17 protein-coding genes are annotated in these 18,448 nt (G+C 70.5%); 13 read left to right on the top strand and 4 right to left on the bottom strand.

From position 1 onward, the window contains the following. Nucleotides 1-2 precede the first annotated feature (2 nt). The 7 genes from ACLQ23_RS01275 (at nucleotide 3) to ACLQ23_RS01245 (ending at nucleotide 7,948) form a co-directional block, all read left to right on the top strand. A complete protein-coding gene (locus ACLQ23_RS01275; RefSeq protein ID WP_355631710.1) occupies nucleotides 3-1,154 on the top strand; it encodes an ABC transporter ATP-binding protein in 1,152 nt (383 codons plus the stop codon). Further along, nucleotides 1,151-2,059, top strand: a complete 909-nt coding sequence (locus tag ACLQ23_RS01270) for an ABC transporter permease (RefSeq protein WP_355631694.1) — start codon at nucleotides 1,151-1,153, stop codon at nucleotides 2,057-2,059. The genes ACLQ23_RS01275 and ACLQ23_RS01270 overlap by 4 nt, the downstream gene beginning before the upstream one ends. Nucleotides 2,060-2,176: 117 nt before the next feature. After that, a complete protein-coding gene (locus ACLQ23_RS01265; RefSeq protein WP_355631691.1) occupies nucleotides 2,177-3,013 on the top strand; it encodes an ABC transporter permease in 837 nt (278 codons plus the stop codon). 34 nt (nucleotides 3,014-3,047) lie between these two features. Continuing rightward, the gene (locus ACLQ23_RS01260; protein WP_355597306.1) at nucleotides 3,048-4,487 is read left to right on the top strand and encodes an NAD(P)/FAD-dependent oxidoreductase; all 1,440 of its coding nucleotides are present in this window, start codon (nucleotides 3,048-3,050) and stop codon (nucleotides 4,485-4,487) included. Beyond that, a complete protein-coding gene (locus ACLQ23_RS01255; RefSeq protein ID WP_355597308.1) occupies nucleotides 4,487-5,749 on the top strand; it encodes a saccharopine dehydrogenase family protein in 1,263 nt (420 codons plus the stop codon). The genes ACLQ23_RS01260 and ACLQ23_RS01255 overlap by 1 nt, the downstream gene beginning before the upstream one ends. Before the next feature lie 494 nt (nucleotides 5,750-6,243). Next, on the top strand, nucleotides 6,244-6,849 hold the full coding sequence (locus ACLQ23_RS01250; RefSeq protein WP_355597310.1) for a G5 domain-containing protein: 606 nt from the start codon (nucleotides 6,244-6,246) through the stop codon (nucleotides 6,847-6,849). 178 nt (nucleotides 6,850-7,027) lie between these two features. After that, on the top strand, nucleotides 7,028-7,948 hold the full coding sequence (locus tag ACLQ23_RS01245) for a type IV toxin-antitoxin system AbiEi family antitoxin domain-containing protein (RefSeq protein ID WP_425880245.1): 921 nt from the start codon (nucleotides 7,028-7,030) through the stop codon (nucleotides 7,946-7,948). A gap of 275 nt (nucleotides 7,949-8,223) precedes the next feature. On the opposite strand, the gene ACLQ23_RS01240 is transcribed toward ACLQ23_RS01245, so the two are convergent. Genes ACLQ23_RS01240 through ACLQ23_RS01230 form a run of 3 tightly spaced genes read right to left on the bottom strand, consistent with a single transcriptional unit; the run spans nucleotide 8,224 to nucleotide 11,459 of the window. Beyond that, a complete protein-coding gene (locus ACLQ23_RS01240) occupies nucleotides 8,224-8,631 on the bottom strand; it encodes a DUF779 domain-containing protein (protein ID WP_425880244.1) in 408 nt (135 codons plus the stop codon). Beyond that, a complete protein-coding gene (gene adh, locus ACLQ23_RS01235) occupies nucleotides 8,631-10,136 on the bottom strand; it encodes an aldehyde dehydrogenase (protein WP_355597314.1) in 1,506 nt (501 codons plus the stop codon). The genes ACLQ23_RS01240 and adh overlap by 1 nt, the downstream gene beginning before the upstream one ends. Nucleotides 10,137-10,184: 48 nt before the next feature. Next, nucleotides 10,185-11,459 carry a GAF domain-containing protein gene (locus ACLQ23_RS01230; RefSeq protein WP_355597316.1) on the bottom strand — a complete coding sequence of 425 codons (1,275 nt, stop codon included), beginning with the start codon at nucleotides 11,457-11,459 and terminating at the stop codon, nucleotides 10,185-10,187. A gap of 235 nt (nucleotides 11,460-11,694) precedes the next feature. On the opposite strand from ACLQ23_RS01230, the gene ACLQ23_RS01225 reads away from it, so the two are divergent. From ACLQ23_RS01225 to ACLQ23_RS01200, 6 genes are all read left to right on the top strand, one after another. After that, nucleotides 11,695-12,360: a response regulator transcription factor gene (locus ACLQ23_RS01225; protein ID WP_355597318.1), complete on the top strand. Its 666-nt coding sequence runs from the start codon at nucleotides 11,695-11,697 to the stop codon at nucleotides 12,358-12,360. Then, nucleotides 12,357-13,421: a sensor histidine kinase gene (locus ACLQ23_RS01220; RefSeq protein WP_355597320.1), complete on the top strand. Its 1,065-nt coding sequence runs from the start codon at nucleotides 12,357-12,359 to the stop codon at nucleotides 13,419-13,421. Before ACLQ23_RS01225 ends, ACLQ23_RS01220 begins: the two co-directional genes overlap by 4 nt. A 100-nt stretch (nucleotides 13,422-13,521) precedes the next feature. Beyond that, nucleotides 13,522-14,547: a threonine ammonia-lyase gene (locus ACLQ23_RS01215; RefSeq protein WP_355597322.1), complete on the top strand. Its 1,026-nt coding sequence runs from the start codon at nucleotides 13,522-13,524 to the stop codon at nucleotides 14,545-14,547. Next, nucleotides 14,544-15,671 carry a D-alanine--D-alanine ligase family protein gene (locus ACLQ23_RS01210; protein WP_355597323.1) on the top strand — a complete coding sequence of 376 codons (1,128 nt, stop codon included), beginning with the start codon at nucleotides 14,544-14,546 and terminating at the stop codon, nucleotides 15,669-15,671. The genes ACLQ23_RS01215 and ACLQ23_RS01210 overlap by 4 nt, the downstream gene beginning before the upstream one ends. Further along, nucleotides 15,668-16,333, top strand: coding sequence for a M15 family metallopeptidase (locus tag ACLQ23_RS01205; RefSeq protein ID WP_355597325.1), 666 nt, complete (start codon nucleotides 15,668-15,670; stop codon nucleotides 16,331-16,333). The genes ACLQ23_RS01210 and ACLQ23_RS01205 overlap by 4 nt, the downstream gene beginning before the upstream one ends. Before the next feature lie 57 nt (nucleotides 16,334-16,390). Then, nucleotides 16,391-17,065 carry a hypothetical protein gene (locus ACLQ23_RS01200; RefSeq protein WP_355629158.1) on the top strand — a complete coding sequence of 225 codons (675 nt, stop codon included), beginning with the start codon at nucleotides 16,391-16,393 and terminating at the stop codon, nucleotides 17,063-17,065. A 59-nt stretch (nucleotides 17,066-17,124) separates the two neighbouring features. On the opposite strand, the gene gabT is transcribed toward ACLQ23_RS01200, so the two are convergent. After that, nucleotides 17,125-18,432 (bottom strand): 4-aminobutyrate--2-oxoglutarate transaminase, encoded by a 1,308-nt coding sequence (gabT, locus tag ACLQ23_RS01195; RefSeq protein ID WP_425734735.1) that lies wholly within the window; start codon nucleotides 18,430-18,432, stop codon nucleotides 17,125-17,127. Between the last annotated feature and the right edge of the window lie 16 nt (nucleotides 18,433-18,448).

Here is an 18,448-nt window from a genome sequence, read left to right as displayed (position 1 = left end):
GAATGGCGCGCGAGACACCGGCGGGCGACCTGCGCCTTGCCAACCTCACCAAGCGCTTCGGCATCTTCACCGCCGTCGACGATCTCAGCCTCTGCATCGAACAGGGGTCGTTCTTCGCGCTGCTCGGCGCGTCTGGCTGCGGCAAGACCACCACCCTGCGGATGATCGCCGGGCTGGAGGAGCCGACGAGCGGTCAGGTGCTGCTCGGCGACCGCGACATCGCCCGGCTGCGGCCGTACAAACGGCCAGTCAACACGGTGTTCCAGAGCTACGCGCTCTTTCCACACCTGAGCATCTTCGAGAACGTGGCCTTCGGGCTGCGTCGGCGCGGGATCCGCTCGGTAAACGACGAGGTCCTGCGGATGCTGTCACTGGTGCAGCTCGACGGCTTCGGCGATCGCCGCCCGGCCCAGCTCTCCGGCGGCCAGCAGCAGCGGGTCGCGCTGGCCCGTGCGCTGATCAACCAGCCGCAGGTGCTGCTGCTCGACGAGCCGCTGGGCGCACTCGACCTGAAGCTGCGCCGGCAGATGCAGATCGAGCTGAAGCGGATCCAGACCGAGGTGGGCATCACCTTCGTGCACGTGACGCACGACCAGGAGGAGGCCATGACGATGGCCGACACCGTAGCGGTGATGAACGCCGGCCGTATCGAACAGCTCGGCGCCCCGGCCGACATCTACGAGTTCCCGGCCACCGCGTTCGTGGCGAACTTCCTCGGCCAGTCCAACCTGCTCGCCGCCGAGGCCGCCGGGACCAGCGGCGAAGAGGTCGCGGTGACGGCGCACGGCGCGCGTTTCTCGGTGCCCGCCGGCCGGGTCCGGGCCGACCGAGGTCCGGTCCACCTTGGGGTACGCCCGGAGAAGCTCCACCTGGTCGGCTCCGCCGACCAGGTGCCCGCCGGCCATCAGCACGTCACAGGGGTCGTCACCGATGCCTCCTACGTGGGGGTCAGCACGCAGTACCTGCTGCGCACCGGCTGGGGCACCGAACTGTCGGTCTTCGCGGCGAACAGCGGAACCTCGGCTCAGGTGGCGGTCGGCAGCGAAGCGGTGGCGTACTGGGATCCGCGGCACGCTTTCCTGCTGCCCCGCGACGCCGCCGACACCGACCGGACCACGCCGGTTCTCGACGAGCCGGTCGGCGCGTCGTCATGACCCTTCTGGCGCCCACCAGATCGGGGAAGGCTCCGGCCCCACCACCGGCGCCTCGGCCCGGGCGGTACCGGCTGCTGCCGTACCTGTTGCTGCTGCCCGGTGCGGCCTGGCTGCTGGTGTTCTTCGGTGTGCCGCTGCTGCAACTCGCCGCCGCGAGCCTGTACGACCCCAACGGTTCGCTTTCCACCGGCTACGCGATGACGTGGGCGTTCGGCAACTACCCGGACGTGGTGCAGGCGTACTGGCCGCAGTTTTTGCGCTCGTTCGGCTACGCCTTCGTGGCCCTGGTGCTGGCGCTGCTGCTGGGCTACCCGCTGGCGTACGCCATCGCGCAGAAGGCCGGCCGGTGGAAGAACCTGCTGCTGGTGTGTGTGGTCGCGCCGATGTTCACAAGCTTCCTGGTCCGCACACTGGCCTGGAAGACGATCCTGTCGGACAACGGTGCGCTTGTCGGCCTGCTGCGGGACGTACACCTGCTCGGCCCGGACGGTCGACTGCTTGCCACCCCGTTCGCCGTGGTGCTCGGGCTGACGTACAACTTCCTGCCGTTTCTGGTGCTGCCGCTGTACGCGAGCCTGGAGCGGCTGGACCACCGGCTGCTGGAGGCGGCGAGTGACCTGTACGCGAGCCCGGTGCAGGCGTTCCGCCGGGTGACGCTGCCGCTGTCCATGCCCGGCCTCGTCGCCGGCACGTTGCTGTTCTTCATTCCGGCCAGCGGCGACTACATCAATGCCGAACTGCTCGGTACCCCCAACGAGTACATGATCGGCAACGTCATCGACTCGGCGTTCCTGGTGCGGCTGGACTACCCGCAGGGCGCCGCGCTGTCGTTCCTGCTGATGGCGGCGATCCTCGCTGTGGTCTTCGGGTATCTGCGCAGGGCCGGCACGGAGGAGGTGCTGTGATGAGCGCGAGGAGTGCAGCGCAGCGGAGCCCCGCAGTCGCGAATGAGAGGGGGCTGTGATGAGCGCGAGGAGTGCAGCGCAGCGGAGCCCCGCAGTCGCGAATCCAAGGAGGCTCTGGTGAGGGTGTCGCGCTGGCTTGCTGACCGCTGGGTGATGATCGTCGCGCTGCTGGTGCTCGGCTATCTGGCGCTGCCGATCCTCGTGGTGGCGGGGCTGTCGTTCAACCGTCCGTCGAGTCGCCTGTCGTACGACTTCAACGAGTTCACGCTGGACAACTGGCGGCAGCCGTGCGCCACCTCCGACATGTGCGACGCGGTGGTCCGCAGCGTGCAGATCGGCTTCATCTCCACAGTGGCCGCCACAGTGCTCGGCACCCTGATGGCGTTCGCGCTGGTCCGGCACCGATTCCGGGGTCGGTCCGGCGTCAACGTGCTGATCTTCCTGCCGATGGCCACCCCGGAACTGGTGATGGGCACGTCGCTGCTGGCGCTGTTCGTGTCGGCGGGCGTACCCCTGGGCTTCTGGACCGTCGTCATCGCGCACGTCATGTTCTGCGTGTCGTTCGTCGTGGTGACGGTGAAGGCGCGGCTTGCCGGGATGGACCGGCGGCTGGAGGAAGCCGCCACGGACCTGTACGCGAGCGAGTGGCAGACGTTCCGACGGATCACCCTGCCGCTGGTGCTGCCGGGCATCGTCGCCGCCGCGTTGCTGGCCTTCTCGTTGAGCTTCGACGACTTCATCATCACGAACTTCAACGCCGGCACCACAGTCACGTTCCCGATGTACGTCTGGGGTGCCGCCCAGCGGGGCATCCCACCGCAGGTGAACGTCATCGGCACCGCGATGTTCGTGATCGCCCTGCTGCTGGTCGGGCTCAGCTCGCTGCGGGGGCGACGGGCCCGCCGCGCCAACCTGCTGGCCCGTACGGCACCTCAACCGCGCCGGTCGTCATGAGCCCGGCGGTGGGTCGTCCGACAGGTCTTCGGTCATGACCCTTCCGCAGGTCGACAGGGCGCTCGCCGACGCGGCACCCGTGCCGTACTGGCTGGACCGTCCCGACCGCCCCGACCCGCTGCCGCCACTCGTCGGCCCGCAGACCGCCGACCTGCTCGTGATCGGCGGCGGGTACGGCGGGCTCTGGGCAGCACTGCTGGCCAAGCAGGCGAACCCCGACCGCGATGTCCTGCTTGTCGACGCCGGCACCTGCGGCTGGGCCGCGTCCGGGCGCAACGGCGGGTTCTGCGCGGCGTCGCTCACCCACGGGCTCGCCAACGGCGTCGAGCGTTTCCCCGACGAGGTCGGGGAACTGGAACGCCTCGGCCGGGAAAACCTGGACGCCATCGCCGCCACAGTCGCCGACCACGACATCGACTGCGACTTCGAACGCACCGGCGAGCTTGCCGTCGCCGTCGAGCCGTACCAACTCGACGGGCTGGCCGCCGACGCGGAGCTGGCCCGCCGGTACGGCCACCGGGTACGGCTGCTCGACCGGGACGAGGTGCGCGCCGAGGTCGACTCACCGACGTACCTGGGTGGGATGTTCGACGCCGACCGGGTGGCAATGGTGGACCCGGCGAAGCTGGCGTGGGGTCTGCGCCGCGCCTGCCTCGACCTCGGCGTGCGGGTGCACGAGCACACCCGGGTCACCGGGCTGCGCGCCGACGGCGCTGCGCTGCGTGCCGCCACCCTCGGCGCAGACGCCGGCGATCCCGCCGCCGGTGGGCGGCCCGGATCGGTGCGGGCGCGGCGGGTCGTCCTGGCCACCAACGCGTTTCCGCCGCTGCTGCGCCGGCTGCGCGCGTACGTGGTGCCGGTCTACGACCACGTGTTGATGACCGAGCCACTCACTCCAGCCCAGCGGGACGCGATCGGCTGGCGCAACAGGCAGGGGCTGGCGGACACCGGCAACCAGTTCCACTACTACCGGATGACCACCGACGGGCGGATTCTCTTCGGCGGCTACGACGCGGTCTACCACTACGGCAACCGGGTCGCCCCCGAGCTGGAGCAGCGCCAGGCCACCTTCACCACCCTCGCCGAGCATTTCTTCACCACGTTCCCGCAGCTCGCCGACGTGCGCTTCAGCCACCGCTGGGGCGGCGTCATCGACACCTGCACCCGGTTCTGCCCGTTCTACGGCACCGCCTTCGACGGTCGACTGGCGTACGCGGCCGGCTACACAGGGCTCGGTGTCGGCGCCACACGCTTCTCCGCCCGGGTGCTGCTCGACCTGCTCGACGGCGGGAACACCCCGCTGACCCGGCTCGACCTGGTACGCCGCAAGCCGTTGCCGTTCCCACCGGAACCCATCCGTGCGATCGGCATCAACCTCACCCGCCGGTCGATGGCCCGCGCCGACGCGCGCGAGGGCCGGCGCGACCTGTGGCTGCGTACCCTCGATCGTCTTGGTTTGGGGTTCGATTCCTGATGCGTATCCTGCTCATCGGTGCCGGTGGCGTCGGGTCCGCAGCCGTCGCCATCGCCGCCCGCCGCAGCTTCTTCGAGACGATTGTGGTCGCCGACTACGACCGGGACCGGGCCAGCCGCGCGATCAGCGGGCACGGTGACCGCTTCGTCGCCGCCCGGTTGGACGCCTCCTCGGCAGACGCGGTCGCGGCGCTCTGCCGGGAGCACCGGATCACCCACGTGCTCAACGCTGTCGACCCGCGCTTCGTCATGCCGATCTTCGACGGCGCGTTCGCGGCCGGGGCCGACTACCTGGACATGGCGATGTCGTTGTCGCACCCGCACCCCGCCCTTCCGTACTCCGAGACCGGGGTAAAGCTCGGCGACGAACAGTTCGCCGTCGCGGACCGGTGGGTCGACGCCGGCCGGATGGCGCTGTGCGGCATCGGCGTCGAACCGGGCCTGTCCGACGTTTTCGCCCGCTATGCCGCCGACGAACTGTTCAGTGAGATCGACGAGATCGGCGTCCGCGACGGCGCGAACCTGACCGTCGACGGCTACGACTTCGCGCCCTCCTTCTCCATCTGGACCACCATCGAGGAGTGCCTCAACCCGCCAGTGATCTGGGAGAAGGGCCGGGGCTGGTACACCACGGAGCCGTTCAGCGAGCCGGAGGTGTTCCACTTCCCCGAGGGCATCGGACCGGTCGAGTGCGTAAACGTGGAACACGAAGAGGTGCTGCTCATCCCGCGCTGGGTCGACGCCCGGAAGGTCACCTTCAAGTACGGCCTCGGCGACGAGTTCATCGAGGTGCTCAAGACGCTGCACAAGCTCGGCCTGGACGCGACCACGCCCGTGCGGGTACGCGGCGTCGACGTGTCCCCGCGCGACGTGGTGGCCGCCAGCCTGCCCGACCCGGCAACGCTCGGCGACCGGATGCGCGGCAAGACCTGCGCCGGCACCTGGGTGCGCGGCCTCGGCCCGGACGGGCAGCCCCGCGAGGTCTACCTCTACCACGTGGTCGACAACGAGTGGTCGATGCGGGAGTACGGCCACCAGGCAGTGGTGTGGCAGACGGCGGTCAACCCGGTCGTGGCACTGGAACTGCTAGCCGACGGCGTCTGGTCCGGCGTCGGGGTGCTGGGCCCGGAGGCGCTACCCCCAGTGCCGTTCCTCGACCTGCTGACCGCGTACGGCTCGCCGTGGGGGTTGGAGGAGCGGAATCATGAATGGGCCGAACGCCACCCGTCCGCCGCGATCACCCGTCGTCCGGTTCAGGGCTGAACCCGCACAAGCCCACCCTGAACCCCGCTGACCGCCGCAGTGACGCCAACCCGACACGTCATCGGCGGCTCCCGGGCGACCTCGGCGTATCCGCCGTAGGTTCGCTTGATGCGTGACGATTTATGCCTTTGCTGCATGTACGGGTTGCCCGTTCGGCTTTCAGTCTTGGCCGTGGGGCGGCCCGGAATGCCGTGTTCGGCGCTGACCGTCACCGATGCGTGGCACTGGTGGTAGCCGATGAACGTCCGGTGTGGATCAGGCGGCACACATGACGAGCATGACGGTGGATATTGCACAAAGTATTTGCGACGACACTCATCGCCGTGACGATGCATCCACCGCCGTTTCCTGGCCCGCCGCACGCACCGTCGTCCGGGCCCCGACCGAACTGGTTCCGCCGGGCCAGTCCCGCGAGTCGAGTCGCCGTGATCCTCGGCTCGATCGCACTGTCGTTCCTACTGCTCTGCTGCGCCGGCAGCGCGATCGTCGGCGCGATGGTCGGCGAGCCGACGCCCGGCCGCACCAATACCGCGGCCGACGAAGCGCAGCAGCCCATCCTGGCGGCGCCGGCCGAGCCGACCGAGGCCCCCGCGCAGGCGGTGCCGCCGATTGCCGCACCCTCCATCGCACCCTCCGCCGCGGCCGAACCGTCGGCCCCGCCGTCCCCGTCCAGTGCTGCGCCCGCGCCGGTGGTGCAGGTCTCGACCGTGACGGAGCGGGCCACGATCCGACACGGCGAGCGGACCGTAAAGGATTCGTCCCTGGCCGAGGGCAAGCGGGTCGTACGGACCAAGGGCGCCAACGGCATCCGGACCCTGACCTACGAGGTGACCACCACCGACGGGGTGCAGACGGGCAAGAAGCTGGTCAAGTCCACGGTCACGAAGCAGCCGGTTACCCAGGTCGTCGCCATCGGTACCAAGAAGGCGCAGTCATCCAAGTGCGACCCGAACTACACCCCCTGCGTACCCATTGCCAGCGATGTCGACTGCGCAGGAGGCAGCGGCAACGGTCCTGCCTACGTCAGCGGAGTCGTCAAGGTCATCGGCATCGACATCTACGACCTGGACCGCGACAACGACGGCTACGGCTGCGACTAATCCCCAACCAACACCAGCCCGTCCTCGCCCCGCCCCGCTTGCGTCGATCATGGAGTTGTGGTGGGCGGTCAGCACCGATTTGCGGCCTCTGTCCGGCACCACAACTCCATGATCGACGGGAACGGGGCTCGGGGCCATAGCACGGATGGCGTTTGATTGGGGGTTGTGCACAGGGGCGGTGGTTATCCACAAGGTGCCGAGTTGGGGGCGCCGGATCCCCAGGTTTGGCTGCAGATTCTCAGGCATGACGGAGGGCCTTTTTCGATACTCGGAGCTGCTCGCTGCGGGCCTCAGTCGGGAACAGGTGCGGAGGCTGGCAGAGCAGTCCAGGCTGCGCCGGTTGTCGCGGAGCGTCTACGCGCCCTCGGCGTACTCGCCGAAGCACCTGCCCGCGATCTTTCGGCGGCTGCCTGACAGTGCGGTCGTCGGCTTCCATACCGGCGCGCAGTTGCACGGCTTCGGCGACGCCCGCAGCGCCGACGTCCACATAATCGTGCCGGCCGGGGAGAGCGTTCCGCACATCCGGGGGGTCGTTGCCCACGAGGCGGTTCTGCCCGTGCGCGACCCGGTGCTACTGGGCGGAGTGCCTTGTGCTCCCGCCGCCCGGTGTGCGGTCGACCTGGCCCGATCAATGCGTCGGATGGACGCGATGCCGCTACTGGACCTGTGCCTTCGCGTCGGCGCCTGCCGACCTGAGGAACTTCGGATCGAAGTCGATCGGCACGAACGCCTGCGCGGCGTATGCCAGGCGCGCGAGCTCGTGCCACGTGCCGACCCTCGCGCGGAGTGTCGACAGGAAAGCCAGCTCAGGCTGGTGTTGATCGATGGAGGACTCCCGCCGCCGGAGCCGCAGCTCTGGGTCCCCGACGGCAACGGGATACCGCTGTACCGCCTTGACCTTGGCTACCGGCAACGCAGGGTCGGAGTCGAGTACGACGGCTCGTCCCACCTGGACCGTGACCGGCTCCGGCGTGATCGGTCCCGGATGAACTGGCTCGCCGCCAACGGTTGGCAAATGCGCCACTTCACCGACCTGGACCTCTACCGCCGCCCAGCACACATCATCGCCACCCTCGCTCCTCTCCTCCTCCACCCGTAACCCAACCCGCCCCCGCCCTCCCGACCCCCGACCCGACCCCGCCCTCCCGACCCCCGACCTCCGGGCTCCTGGCCTGACCAGCCGCCGCCCGTCGATCATGGAGTTGTGGTGCCTCACAAAAGGTGCAACTAGTCATCCAGCGCCCACCACAACTCCATGATCGACGCGGCAGGGCGGGGCGGACGGGGCCCGGAAAAGCGGGGGCGGGGCGGGGGCGGGGCGGGGGCGAGGTGAGGTGAGGGGCGGGAGGGAGGGGTGGGGTGGGGTGGGGTGGGTTAGGGGGCTAGGTGGGAGCGGATTAGGAAGCGGACGCCGTCTGGGGCTTCCAGGGAGAAGCCGCTGCCTCGGCCTGGGACCACGTCGACGGTGAGCCTCGTGTGTTTCCACAGTTCCCACTGGGACTTCGAGATCCAGAACTCGACTGGCTCGGGCACCTCGTGGACCGTGAGCGAGGCGAGCAGTACGTCGGACGAGCCGGTACGGAACTCGCCCGCCGGGTAGCACATCGGGGCGCTGCCGTCACAGCAGCCGCCGGACTGGTGGAACATCAGCGGCCCGTGCCGCCCCCGCAGTGACCGGATCAGCTCGGCCGCCGCAGGGGTCAGAGCGACCGGAGACGCCGCACCCGGCACCGCGACACCAGGTGACCCTGGCACCGCGCCGCCGACGGATGTGTCGCTCATCAGAAGAAGCCGAGCTTCTTGGTGGAGTAGCTGACCAGCAGGTTCTTGGTCTGCTGGTAGTGCTCCAGCATCATCTTGTGGTTCTCCCGCCCGATGCCGGACTGCTTGTACCCGCCGAACGCGGCGTGCGCCGGGTACGCGTGGTAGCAGTTCGTCCACACTCGACCGGCCTGGATGGCACGCCCGGCCCGGTACGCGGTGTTCATGTCCCGGCTCCACACGCCCGCGCCGAGCCCGTACAGGGTGTCGTTGGCAATTTTCACGGCGTCGTCGAGGTCGGCGAACGAGGTCACCGACACGACCGGCCCGAAGATCTCCTCCTGGAAGATGCGCATCGAGTTGTCGCCCTCGAAGATGGTGGGCTGCACGTAGTAGCCGCCGGACAGTTCGCCGCCGAGGTCGGCGCGCGCTCCTCCGGTCAGCACCTTGGCGCCTTCCTGCCGGCCGATGTCCAGGTAGGACAGGATTTTCTCCAACTGGTCGTTGGAGGCCTGCGCCCCGATCATCGTGTCGGTGTCCAGCGGGTGTCCGGCGACGATCGCCTTCGTGCGCGCCACTGCCGCGTCCAGGAAGTCGCTGTAGTGGCCCTGCTGGATCAGCGCCCGGGACGGGCAGGTGCAGACCTCGCCCTGGTTGAGGGCGAACATGGTGAAGCCTTCGAGCGCCTTGTCGAGGAAGTCGTCGGAGGCGGCGCTGACGTCGTCGAAGAAGATGTTCGGGCTCTTGCCGCCCAGCTCAAGGGTGACGGGTTTGATGTTCTCGCTGGCGTACTGCATGATCAGCCGCCCGGTGGTGGTCTCGCCGGTGAACGCGACCTTCGCGACCCGGGGCGAGGATGCCAGCGGCTTGCCGGCCTCCACGCCGAAGCCGTTGACGATGTTGAGCACGCCCGGCGGCAGCAGGTCCGCCACCAGCGACAGCCAGTAGTGGATGGACGCGGGCGTCTGCTCGGCCGGCTTGAGCACCACGGCGTTGCCGGCGGCGAGTGCGGGTGCCAGCTTCCAGGTGGCCATGAGGATCGGGAAGTTCCACGGGATGATCTGCCCGACCACGCCGAGCGGCTCGTGGAAGTGGTAGGCCACTGTGTCGTCGTCGAGTTCGCCGAGCGAGCCCTCCTGCGCACGGATCGCCCCTGCGAAGTAGCGGAAGTGGTCGATGGCGAGAGGGATGTCGGCGGCGAGGGTCTCCCGGACCGGCTTGCCGTTCTCCCAGCTCTCGGCGATGGCGAGCGATTCCAGGTTGTCCTGCATGCGGTCGGCGATCCGGTTGAGGATCAGCGCCCGCTCGGCCACCGAGGTCCGCCCCCACGCGTCGGCGGCGCCGTGCGCGGCGTCCAGGGCCTTCTCCACGTCGGGGGCGGTGCCCCGGGCGACCTCGGTGAAGGTCTGCCCGGTGACCGGGGTGGGGTTCTCGAAGTAGTCACCACCGTGCGGCTTGACGTACTCGCCGCCGATGAAGTGGTCGTAACGGGTCTGCCAGTGGGTGGGCGCGTCGTAGCGCGTCATGGTTACCTCCGCCGTCGTTGTGCGGGTGTGCCGACGGCGACGGTAGTTTCAGGAACGTTGCAGCCACGTTGCGCGCGGAAGGTCGTACTCACCGGAGAGCTGGTCGATGCGGGCCAGCGCGAGGGGCCGGCGCGGCGCGGCCACCGGCAACGCCCGCGCCAGGGCCTGCCACGCGGCCAGGTCGTCGACGCCGGCCGGCGTCGCGGTCCAGGCCGCGAGCAGCGCCGGGTCCGCGGCGGCCAGCACCGCCGCGCGGAGCTGGCCGTCGATCAGCCGGCGCAGTCGCGTCACTCCCGGCGCGTCCGAGCTGGGCAGCAGAGGCCCGGAGTACGCGTCGAGGGCTCCCACCGGATCGCCCTGGTCCAGCAATCGGATGATGGTGGTGAAGTCGGCGTGGATGGTGCCGCGCAACCGGTACGGGCGGGAGTCGAGCAACTCGGCGCCGAGCACCCGGCGCAACCGGGACAGCTCGGCGCGCACTGTGACCGGGTGGAGCCGGTCGTCGCCGTACAGGTCGAGGCCGAGCTGTTCGCCGGTACGCCCCTCCGGGTGGTGCAGCAGCAGCACCAGTAGTTCGCTGTGTCGGCGGCCGAGCCGGATCACCCGGCCGTCGATTCGTAGCTCCGCCTCGTCGCGGCCGAGCGCGGTCACCGTGGCGACACCAGGCTGCGCCGGTCGGTCGACGGCGAGTTGCGCCTCGGCGGCTCGGGCGGTGGCACGGACCAGCGCCAGGCTGTGCGGGTTGGCCAGGTGGTCCCCGCCGGTGATGTCGATCGCGCCGAGCAGCCGTCCGGTGGTGGGGTCGTGGATCGGCGCGGCGGCGCAGGTCCAGCGCTGCACGGGGCGGCTGAAATGTTCGGTGGCGAAGATCTGCACGCTGTGGTCGACGGCCAGCGCGGTGCCGGGCGCGTTGGTGCCGGCGTGCGTCTCGTCCCAGCGGGCGCCGGGCACGAAGTTCATGCGCTCGGCATGCCGGAGCACACCCGGATGCCCCTCGACCCAGAGCAGCCGCCCGTACGCGTCGCAGACCGCCATCAGGTGCGCGCCGTCCTGGGCGGTGCCGCCGAGCAGGTCACGGAACAGCGGCAGCACCCGGGCCAACGGGTGGGCGGCCCGGTATGCGGCCAGGACGTCGTCGGCCAGGTCGACAGGCGGGGTGGCCTCGGGGTCGAGCCGTGCCGAGCGTTCCCAGGACCGGCGGACCACGTCCCGCACCCGATGCGGTGCGGCGCCGGTGAGGAATGCTTCGTGGGCGGCGCCGACCTGCGCGATCCGTTCCACCGGATCGACGCCGAATTCCAGGGCGAGCCACGGGTCAGCCATCGGCGACCTCCTCGGCCCCATCGTGACGCAGCTCACGTCTGATCGCCAACTGCCGAAAGCGTCCGGGACGCACGACGCACACCGCGTTTGACGGGGAGGAAGGCGGCAGCTCCTGGTAGCGGCGGTTTGTCGGCCGGATGACGGCGTGGAGGATGGCTCCGGCGGGTGCTTACAGAACCCTTAACCCGGGCCTGCGACGGTATGCGGGCAATGCGAACCACGGGGGAGCGGAATCGTGCGGGTGTTGGTGGCGGACGACGAGAGGTTGTTGGCGGACACCGTGGCCGAGGGGCTACGGCGGTTCTCGATGGCCGTCGACGTCTGTTACGACGGTGACGGTGCGCTGGAGCGGATCGGCGTGAACAGGTACGACGTGGCGGTGCTGGACCGGGACATGCCCGGCCACACCGGCGACGAGGTGTGCCGCAGTATCGCCGGCTCCGCCGTCGGCACCCGGGTGCTGCTGCTCACCGCGGCGGCTGGCATCCGGGACCGGGTGGAGGGTCTCGGCCTCGGCGCGGACGACTACCTCACCAAGCCGTTCGCCTTCGCCGAACTGGTCGCCCGGGTGCAGGCCCTCGGGCGGCGGTCCACCCCGGCGCTTCCGCCGGTGCTCGCCCGGGATGGCGTGGTGCTGGATGTGGCCCGGCACCACGCCACCCGGGACGGCCGCCCGTTGGCGCTCAGCCCGAAGGAGTTCGCCGTGCTGCATGTGCTGCTGCGTGCCGGTGGGCAGGTGGTGAGCGCGGAGGACCTGTTGGAGCAGGCCTGGGACGAGTTCGCCGACCCGTTCACGAACGCCGTACGGGTAACCGTCATGACGCTGCGCAAGAAGCTCGGTGACCCGCCGGTCATCCACACGGTGCCCAAGGCCGGTTATCGCCTCGGCGGGCCGGCGTGAGCTGGACTCCGCGCCGCCGGGTCCTGCTTGTGGGTCTGCTGGCGCTGCTCGCCGGGCCGGTGCTGCCGGCGGTCGGCAACCGGCTTACCGGACTGCTGTGGAATCGCGGCCTACAACTCTGCGGTCTGCCGCTGCCCGGTGTGTCGGAGTCCTGCGCGCAGGCGGGAAGGAGCGCGTTCGTGCTTCCCGTGCTGTCGGTGGTGGTCGTGACCGTGGCGGCCCTGCTGGCGCTCTGGTTCGGGGCGTCGTGGTGCCTGCGCCCGGTGCGTAACCTCGCCGAGCCGATCCGGCACCTCGGCCCGCAGAACCTGGGCCACCGCATCCGCCCTCGGGGCAACGACGAGCTGGCCCAGCTGGCGCGGGCCATCGACGAGATGATGGAACGCGTCTCCGCCGGGTACGAGGGGCAGCGGCGGTTCGCCGCGAACGCCTCCCACGAGCTGCGTACGCCGCTCGCCGTGCAGCGGACTCTTATCGAGGTGGGCATGGCCCGGTCGCTCACCCCCGAGCAGTTGGAGTTGCTTACCGGCCAACTGCTGGAGACCAACGAACGTAACGAGCGGCTGATCGAGGGCCTGCTGGCGCTCAGCGAAAGCGACCAGGGGCTGCGGGCGCGCATCCCGCAGCGGCTCGACCACCTCGTCGACGGGGTCCTCGCCGGCTACCAGGACCGGGCCCGGGAGGCAGGCGTGACAATCGAGAGCCACCTCGCGCCGAAGGTCGTCGTCGGCGAGCGGGTGCTTCTCGAACGCCTTGTCACAAACCTTGTGGAGAACGGGATCAAGTACAACCGGCGCGGCGGCTCGCTGACCGTCACAGTCGGTTCCGCGCCCGCGCTGACAGTCGTCAACACCGGTCAGCCCGTACCGGCTGAGGCTGTCGCGGGCCTCTTCGAACCGTTCCGTCGTCTCGCCCGGGACCGTACCTCGCACGGCGGTGGCGCTGGCCTCGGCCTGGCAATCGTCCGCTCGATCACCCAGGCGCACGACGGCACCATCGCCGCCCGACCCGCCGAGTACGGCGGGCTGCGGGTGGACGTCCACCTACCCGCAGCGACCTGACACCACCCACACCGTTCCGGGAGCCGAGCACCTCGGCATCCCCACCTCCGGCGTGCCCGAAAAACGACCGACGCGGTCCGGGCCGTGACAAAGGAGTTCGATGTCATCCACAGCTGGCCCCGTCCGGGCCGATGTCGAGGACGCCGCCCGCTGGCTCAGCGGCCGGGTGATCCGTACCCCGGTGCTGCGCTCCCCGGCGATCGACCTGCTGGCCGGTGGCCGGGTCCTGCTCAAGGCGGAGAACCTGCAAACCGGTGGCTCGTACAAGATGCGCGGTGCGCTGCGGGCCGTCGGCAGGCTCGCCGCCGCCGGCCACACCGGGGTGATCGCCCAGAGCACCGGCAACCACGCGATTGCTGTGGCGCTGGCGGCCCGCCAGCACGGCCTCGCGGCGACAGTGGTGCTGCCTGTCGACGCCGCGGCGACGAAGGTCGACCGGGCCGGTGCCGCGGGGGCGCGGGTCGTGTTCGCGGGCACCGGCGTCGACGAGCGGGCGGCGATGGCGTACGCGCTCCGCGACCAGACCGGCCACCCGGTCGTCGACGCGTACGACCACGCGGACGTGATCGCCGGGCAGGGCAGCGCCAGCCTTGAGCTGATCGAACAGGCCGAACGCGCCGGCACCCCGCTCGACGCGATAGTGGTGCCGGTCGGTGGCGGCGGCGGGGTGGCGGGTGCCTGCCTGGCCGCCGCCGGCACCGGCATCACTGTGTACGGCGTCGAGCCGGTCGGCTGTGACTCGCTGGCGCGCAGCCTGTCCGCGGGCGAGCGGATTCCGGTCGCGCCGGCGCCCACCATCGCCGACGGGCTGCGGCCGTCCTGCGTGGGTGAGCTGCCGTTCGCGATCCTGCGGAGCGCGCTGCACGGCGTCGTCCGTGTCGACGACGAGCAGATCGCCTCGGCGTTCCGGCTGCTGCTGATGGAGCTGAAGGTGCTCGTCGAGCCGTCCGGGGCGGCCGGCCTGGCCGGCGCGCTCCGGCTGCGGGAAGAGCGGGCCGGCGGTGCGCTCGGGGAGCGGACGGTAGGCGTGGTGCTGACCGGCGGAAACGTTGAGGCGGAGCTGGCAGCCCGGTTGACGGCGCCCCGGCTCGCGGAGTTGACGACTGTGGAAGGAGCGGCGGCATGAGTGCCCCGATTCGGATCGGAATCCTGTTCGGTGGGCCGTCGGCGGAGCACGAGGTCTCCTGCTCCTCGGCGCTTGGTGTGGTCCGGGCGCTGGCCGGTGGTGGGTACCGCACGGTCGCCATCGGCATCACCCGCAGCGGGGGATTCCGCCTGCTGCCCGACGCGCAGCTTGCCGAGTTGCGGGACCGGCCTGCCGCCGATCGGGCCATCGACGACCGGTTGACAGTGACCGGGCCGGCTGTCGAGCTGCGGTCCGGCCCCCGCCCGGGGACCGTGCAGGTGTGCGCCGGCAATGCCCCCGGGGCGGTGCACGCGGAACTCGACGTGGTCTTCCCCGTGCTGCACGGCCCGTTCGGCGAGGACGGCGTGGTGCAGGGGCTGCTGGAGCAACTGGACGTGCCGTACGTCGGGTGCGGCATCCTCGCCTCCGCCGTGGGCATGAACAAGGTGGCGATGAAGCGGGCTCTGCGGGCCGAGGAAATCCCTGTCACCCCGTACGTCGCCTTCGACGCGTACACCTGGCGGGAGACCGCGGACCCGGAGAAGCTTGTGCTCGGGCTGCGCCGACCCCTGTTCGTCAAGCCCGCCAGCATGGGCTCGTCGATCGGCATCTCCCGGGTCGGCGAGGGCGACGACCTGGCCGCCGCCGTGGAGGAGGCGCTGCGGCACGACAAGCACGTCATCGTCGAGCAGGGTGTCACCGGCCGCGAGTTGGAGTGCGCGGTGCTCGGCGGCTGGCGGCCGGAGGCGTCGGCGGTGGGCGAGGTACGCGTCGCCGGCGGCTGGTTCGACTACCAGCAGAAGTACTTCGGCGACAGCGATCCGATGATCGTTCCGGCGGTGCTGCCCGACGAGGTGACCGAGCGGGTCCGCGAGTTGTCGCTGCGCGCGTTCGCGGCGATCGGCGGGTGGGGGCTTGCCCGGGTGGACTTCCTCTACGACGAGACGACCGGCGAGCTGTACGTCAACGAACTCAACACCATGCCCGGCTTCACCGCGCACTCCATGTACCCGAAGGTGTGGGCGGCGACCGGCGTCGGCTATCGCGAGGTCGTGGAGCGGCTGGTGGCGTTGGCGCGTACCCGACATGCGGAACGCGTCGCGACCACCGGGAGCGTTCGATGATCCTGCTCTCCGACCCCCGGGTGGCGGCGGTGCCCAGCGCCGACGACGGCGATCCCCTGGTGGACCTGCGCGAGTTTCCCGAGCTGCGGCTGGACGGGCGTGCGGCCGACCGCGACGGGGCGTACGCCCGCCTGCGTGCGGGTGTCGCGGACCGGTTGCTGGCCGCGCAGCGCGCGCTGCCCGCAGGGGTACGCCTGCTCGTCATCGAGGGATACCGGCCGTACCGGGCGCAGTTGTCCATCTTCACCGGCTACCGCGACGAGCTGCGCCGACGGCACCCGGACTGGCCTGCGCAACGGCTGCACCGGGAGACGAGCAAGTTCGTCTCGCCGGTCGAGGTCGCCCCGCACACCACGGGCGGCGCGGTGGACCTGACCCTCTGTACCGTCGACGGCGTGGAGTTGGATCTCGGCACTGCCGTGGACGCCACCCCGGAGGACAGCGCCGACGCCTGCTTCACCGACGCACCCACAATCGGGGCCACCGCTCGCCGGCATCGGCAGCTCATCGCGGACGCGCTCGGAGGTGCCGGGCTGGTGAACTACCCGACCGAGTGGTGGCACTGGTCGTACGGGGACCGCTACTGGGCGCTGATGACCGGGGCGTCACACACCCGGTACGGGCCGGTGGACCTTGCCGTCACGGCGACGGCTGAACGGTAGGGCGCTCCCGTCCGTACCACGCGGTGAAGAACACCACCGAGGACGGGAGTGACGGCGATGAAGGTGCAGCGCAGGCACGTGCTGGCGGCGACCGTGGCGGTGCTCGCCGCGGCGGGTGTGGCGGTGGGAACCGGGTTCGGGTTCGCCGGCACGGCCCCGGCACGGCAGTCCGCCTGCTCCGGGTCGGTCACGTTCTCGGCGGAGGCCGGCGCGCCGGCGGCGACAAGCGATCGCTTTCCGGTGGGTACGCGGCTGCGGGTGACGAACCTGGACAACAACCGGACGGCCACGGTGACGGTGAACGGTCCGTCGGGCAGTTGCGTGCTGCTCAACGCCGCCGCCATGGACCTCGTCCGAGAGCCTGGCAAGAACGTGATCCGCCGCAACGTCGTGGAACGGCTCGACGGTGCCGCCCCGCCCGCCGCCGCGCCGCCCGCCGACACGGTACGCCCCGGAGCGGCGTCTCCCGCCGCGTCCGGACCGGCACCCGGCTCGGTGTGCTCGGGTGCGATCACCTTCTTCGAAGAGGCTGCCGCGCCGGCGGCGACAAGCGATCGGTTCCCGGTGGGTACGCGGCTGCGGGTGACGAACCTGGACAACAACCGTGCGACCACTGTGACGGTGACCGGCCCGTCGGGCAGTTGCGTGCTGCTCAACAGCGCCGCGATGGAGCAGATCCGCGAGCCGGGCAAGAACCTGGTGCGCCGGAATACGGTCACGGTGCTCCGCTGACGCGTTAGGAAGGGCCCCTTCTTATGCACCAGGCGTTAAGAAGGTGCCCTTCCTTCGGGTCAGGCGAAGGCGGCTTCGAGGATGTCGGCGCCCCGGGTGAGGTGGTCGTCGGAGATCACCAGTGGGGGCAGGAAGCGCAGCACGTTGCCGTACGTGCCGCAGGTCAGGGTGAGCAGGCCGGCGGCGTGGCAGGCGGCCGAGATCGCCGCCGTGGCGACCGGGTCGGGGGTGAGTGAGCCCGGCTGCACCAGTTCGACGGCGAGCATCGCGCCGCGCCCGCGTACCTCGGCGATGCGGGGATCCCGCTCGGCGATGGCCCGTAGCCGGGGGACCAGCACCGACTCGATCCGGCGGGCCGCGCCGGCCAGGTCCAGCTCGTGCAGGGTCTCGATGGTGGCAAGCGCGGCGGCGCAGGCGATCGGGTTGCCGCCGTACGTGCCGCCGAGCCCACCGACGTGCACCGCGTCCATCAGCTCCGCCCGACCGGTCACCGCGGCCAGCGGCAGGCCGCCGGCGATGCCCTTGGCCAGTGTGATCAGGTCGGGCTCGACGCCCTCGTGCTCGCAGGCGAACCAGTCGCCGGTACGGCAGAAGCCGGTCTGGATCTCGTCGGCGACGAACACCACTCCGGCCGCCGTCGCCCAGGCCCGTAGCGCCGGCAGGAAACCGGGCGCGGGCACCACGAATCCGCCCTCGCCCTGGATGGGCTCGATCAGCAGCGCGGCGACGTTCTCGGCCCCGACCTGCTTCTCGACCATCTCGATCGCCCGCGCCGCCGCCTCGGCCCCGGGAAGCCCGCCGTCGCGCAGCGGGTACGACATCGGCACCCGGTAGATCTCACCGGCGAACGGCCCGAAGCGGTGCTTGTAGGGCATGTTCTTCGCTGTCAACGCCATCGTGAGGTTGGTCCGGCCGTGGTACGCGTGGTCGAACACCACCACCGCTGGCCGCCCGGTGGCATGCCGGGCGATCTTGACGGCGTTCTCGACAGCCTCGGCACCGGAGTTGAACAGCGCCGAGCGTTTCTCGAACCCACCCGGCGTCAACGCGTTGAGCTGCTCGCACACCGCCACGTACGACTCGTACGGCGCGACCATGAAGCAGGTGTGGGTGAACCGCTCGACCTGCGCACGGACCGCCTCGACGACCTTCGGTGCGGCGTTGCCGACGCTCGTCACAGCGATGCCTGCGGCGAAGTCGATCCACTCCCGCCCGTCGACGTCGGTGATCGTCCCTCCGGCAGCCCTGTCCACATATGACGTGATGACGCTTCCGACGCCTCGCGCGACCGCAGCGCCACGCCGCTTGTGCAGGTCCTCCGAACCCGGCACGGCGCCGACCTTCGGTCGCGGCTGCGGGGCTCGCAAACCCGGCTCACTCCTC

It is taken from the genome of Micromonospora sp. DT41, assembly GCF_049841715.1.
GTDB classification, from domain to species: Bacteria; Actinomycetota; Actinomycetes; order Mycobacteriales; family Micromonosporaceae; genus Micromonospora; species Micromonospora profundi.
Note: the sequence above shows the minus strand (reverse complement) of the source record. Positions and strands in the feature narration are given on the sequence as shown.

Excerpts from the sequence above, each read along its gene's own strand:
- ACLQ23_RS01200 (WP_355629158.1), top strand. The coding sequence starts at position 16,391 with ATGAAGGTGCAGCGCAGGCACGTGCTGGCGGCGACCGTGGCGGTGCTC.
- adh (WP_355597314.1), bottom strand. The coding sequence starts at position 10,136 with ATGACGCGCTACGACGCGCCCACCCACTGGCAGACCCGTTACGACCAC.
- ACLQ23_RS01250 (WP_355597310.1), top strand. The coding sequence starts at position 6,244 with ATGGTCGGCGAGCCGACGCCCGGCCGCACCAATACCGCGGCCGACGAA.
- ACLQ23_RS01240 (WP_425880244.1), bottom strand. The coding sequence starts at position 8,631 with ATGAGCGACACATCCGTCGGCGGCGCGGTGCCAGGGTCACCTGGTGTC.
- ACLQ23_RS01230 (WP_355597316.1), bottom strand. The coding sequence starts at position 11,459 with ATGGCTGACCCGTGGCTCGCCCTGGAATTCGGCGTCGATCCGGTGGAA.
- ACLQ23_RS01215 (WP_355597322.1), top strand. The coding sequence starts at position 13,522 with ATGTCATCCACAGCTGGCCCCGTCCGGGCCGATGTCGAGGACGCCGCC.
- ACLQ23_RS01270 (WP_355631694.1), top strand. The coding sequence starts at position 1,151 with ATGACCCTTCTGGCGCCCACCAGATCGGGGAAGGCTCCGGCCCCACCA.
- ACLQ23_RS01210 (WP_355597323.1), top strand. The coding sequence starts at position 14,544 with ATGAGTGCCCCGATTCGGATCGGAATCCTGTTCGGTGGGCCGTCGGCG.
- ACLQ23_RS01255 (WP_355597308.1), top strand. The coding sequence starts at position 4,487 with ATGCGTATCCTGCTCATCGGTGCCGGTGGCGTCGGGTCCGCAGCCGTC.
- ACLQ23_RS01205 (WP_355597325.1), top strand. The coding sequence starts at position 15,668 with ATGATCCTGCTCTCCGACCCCCGGGTGGCGGCGGTGCCCAGCGCCGAC.
- ACLQ23_RS01260 (WP_355597306.1), top strand. The coding sequence starts at position 3,048 with ATGACCCTTCCGCAGGTCGACAGGGCGCTCGCCGACGCGGCACCCGTG.
- ACLQ23_RS01275 (WP_355631710.1), top strand. The coding sequence starts at position 3 with ATGGCGCGCGAGACACCGGCGGGCGACCTGCGCCTTGCCAACCTCACC.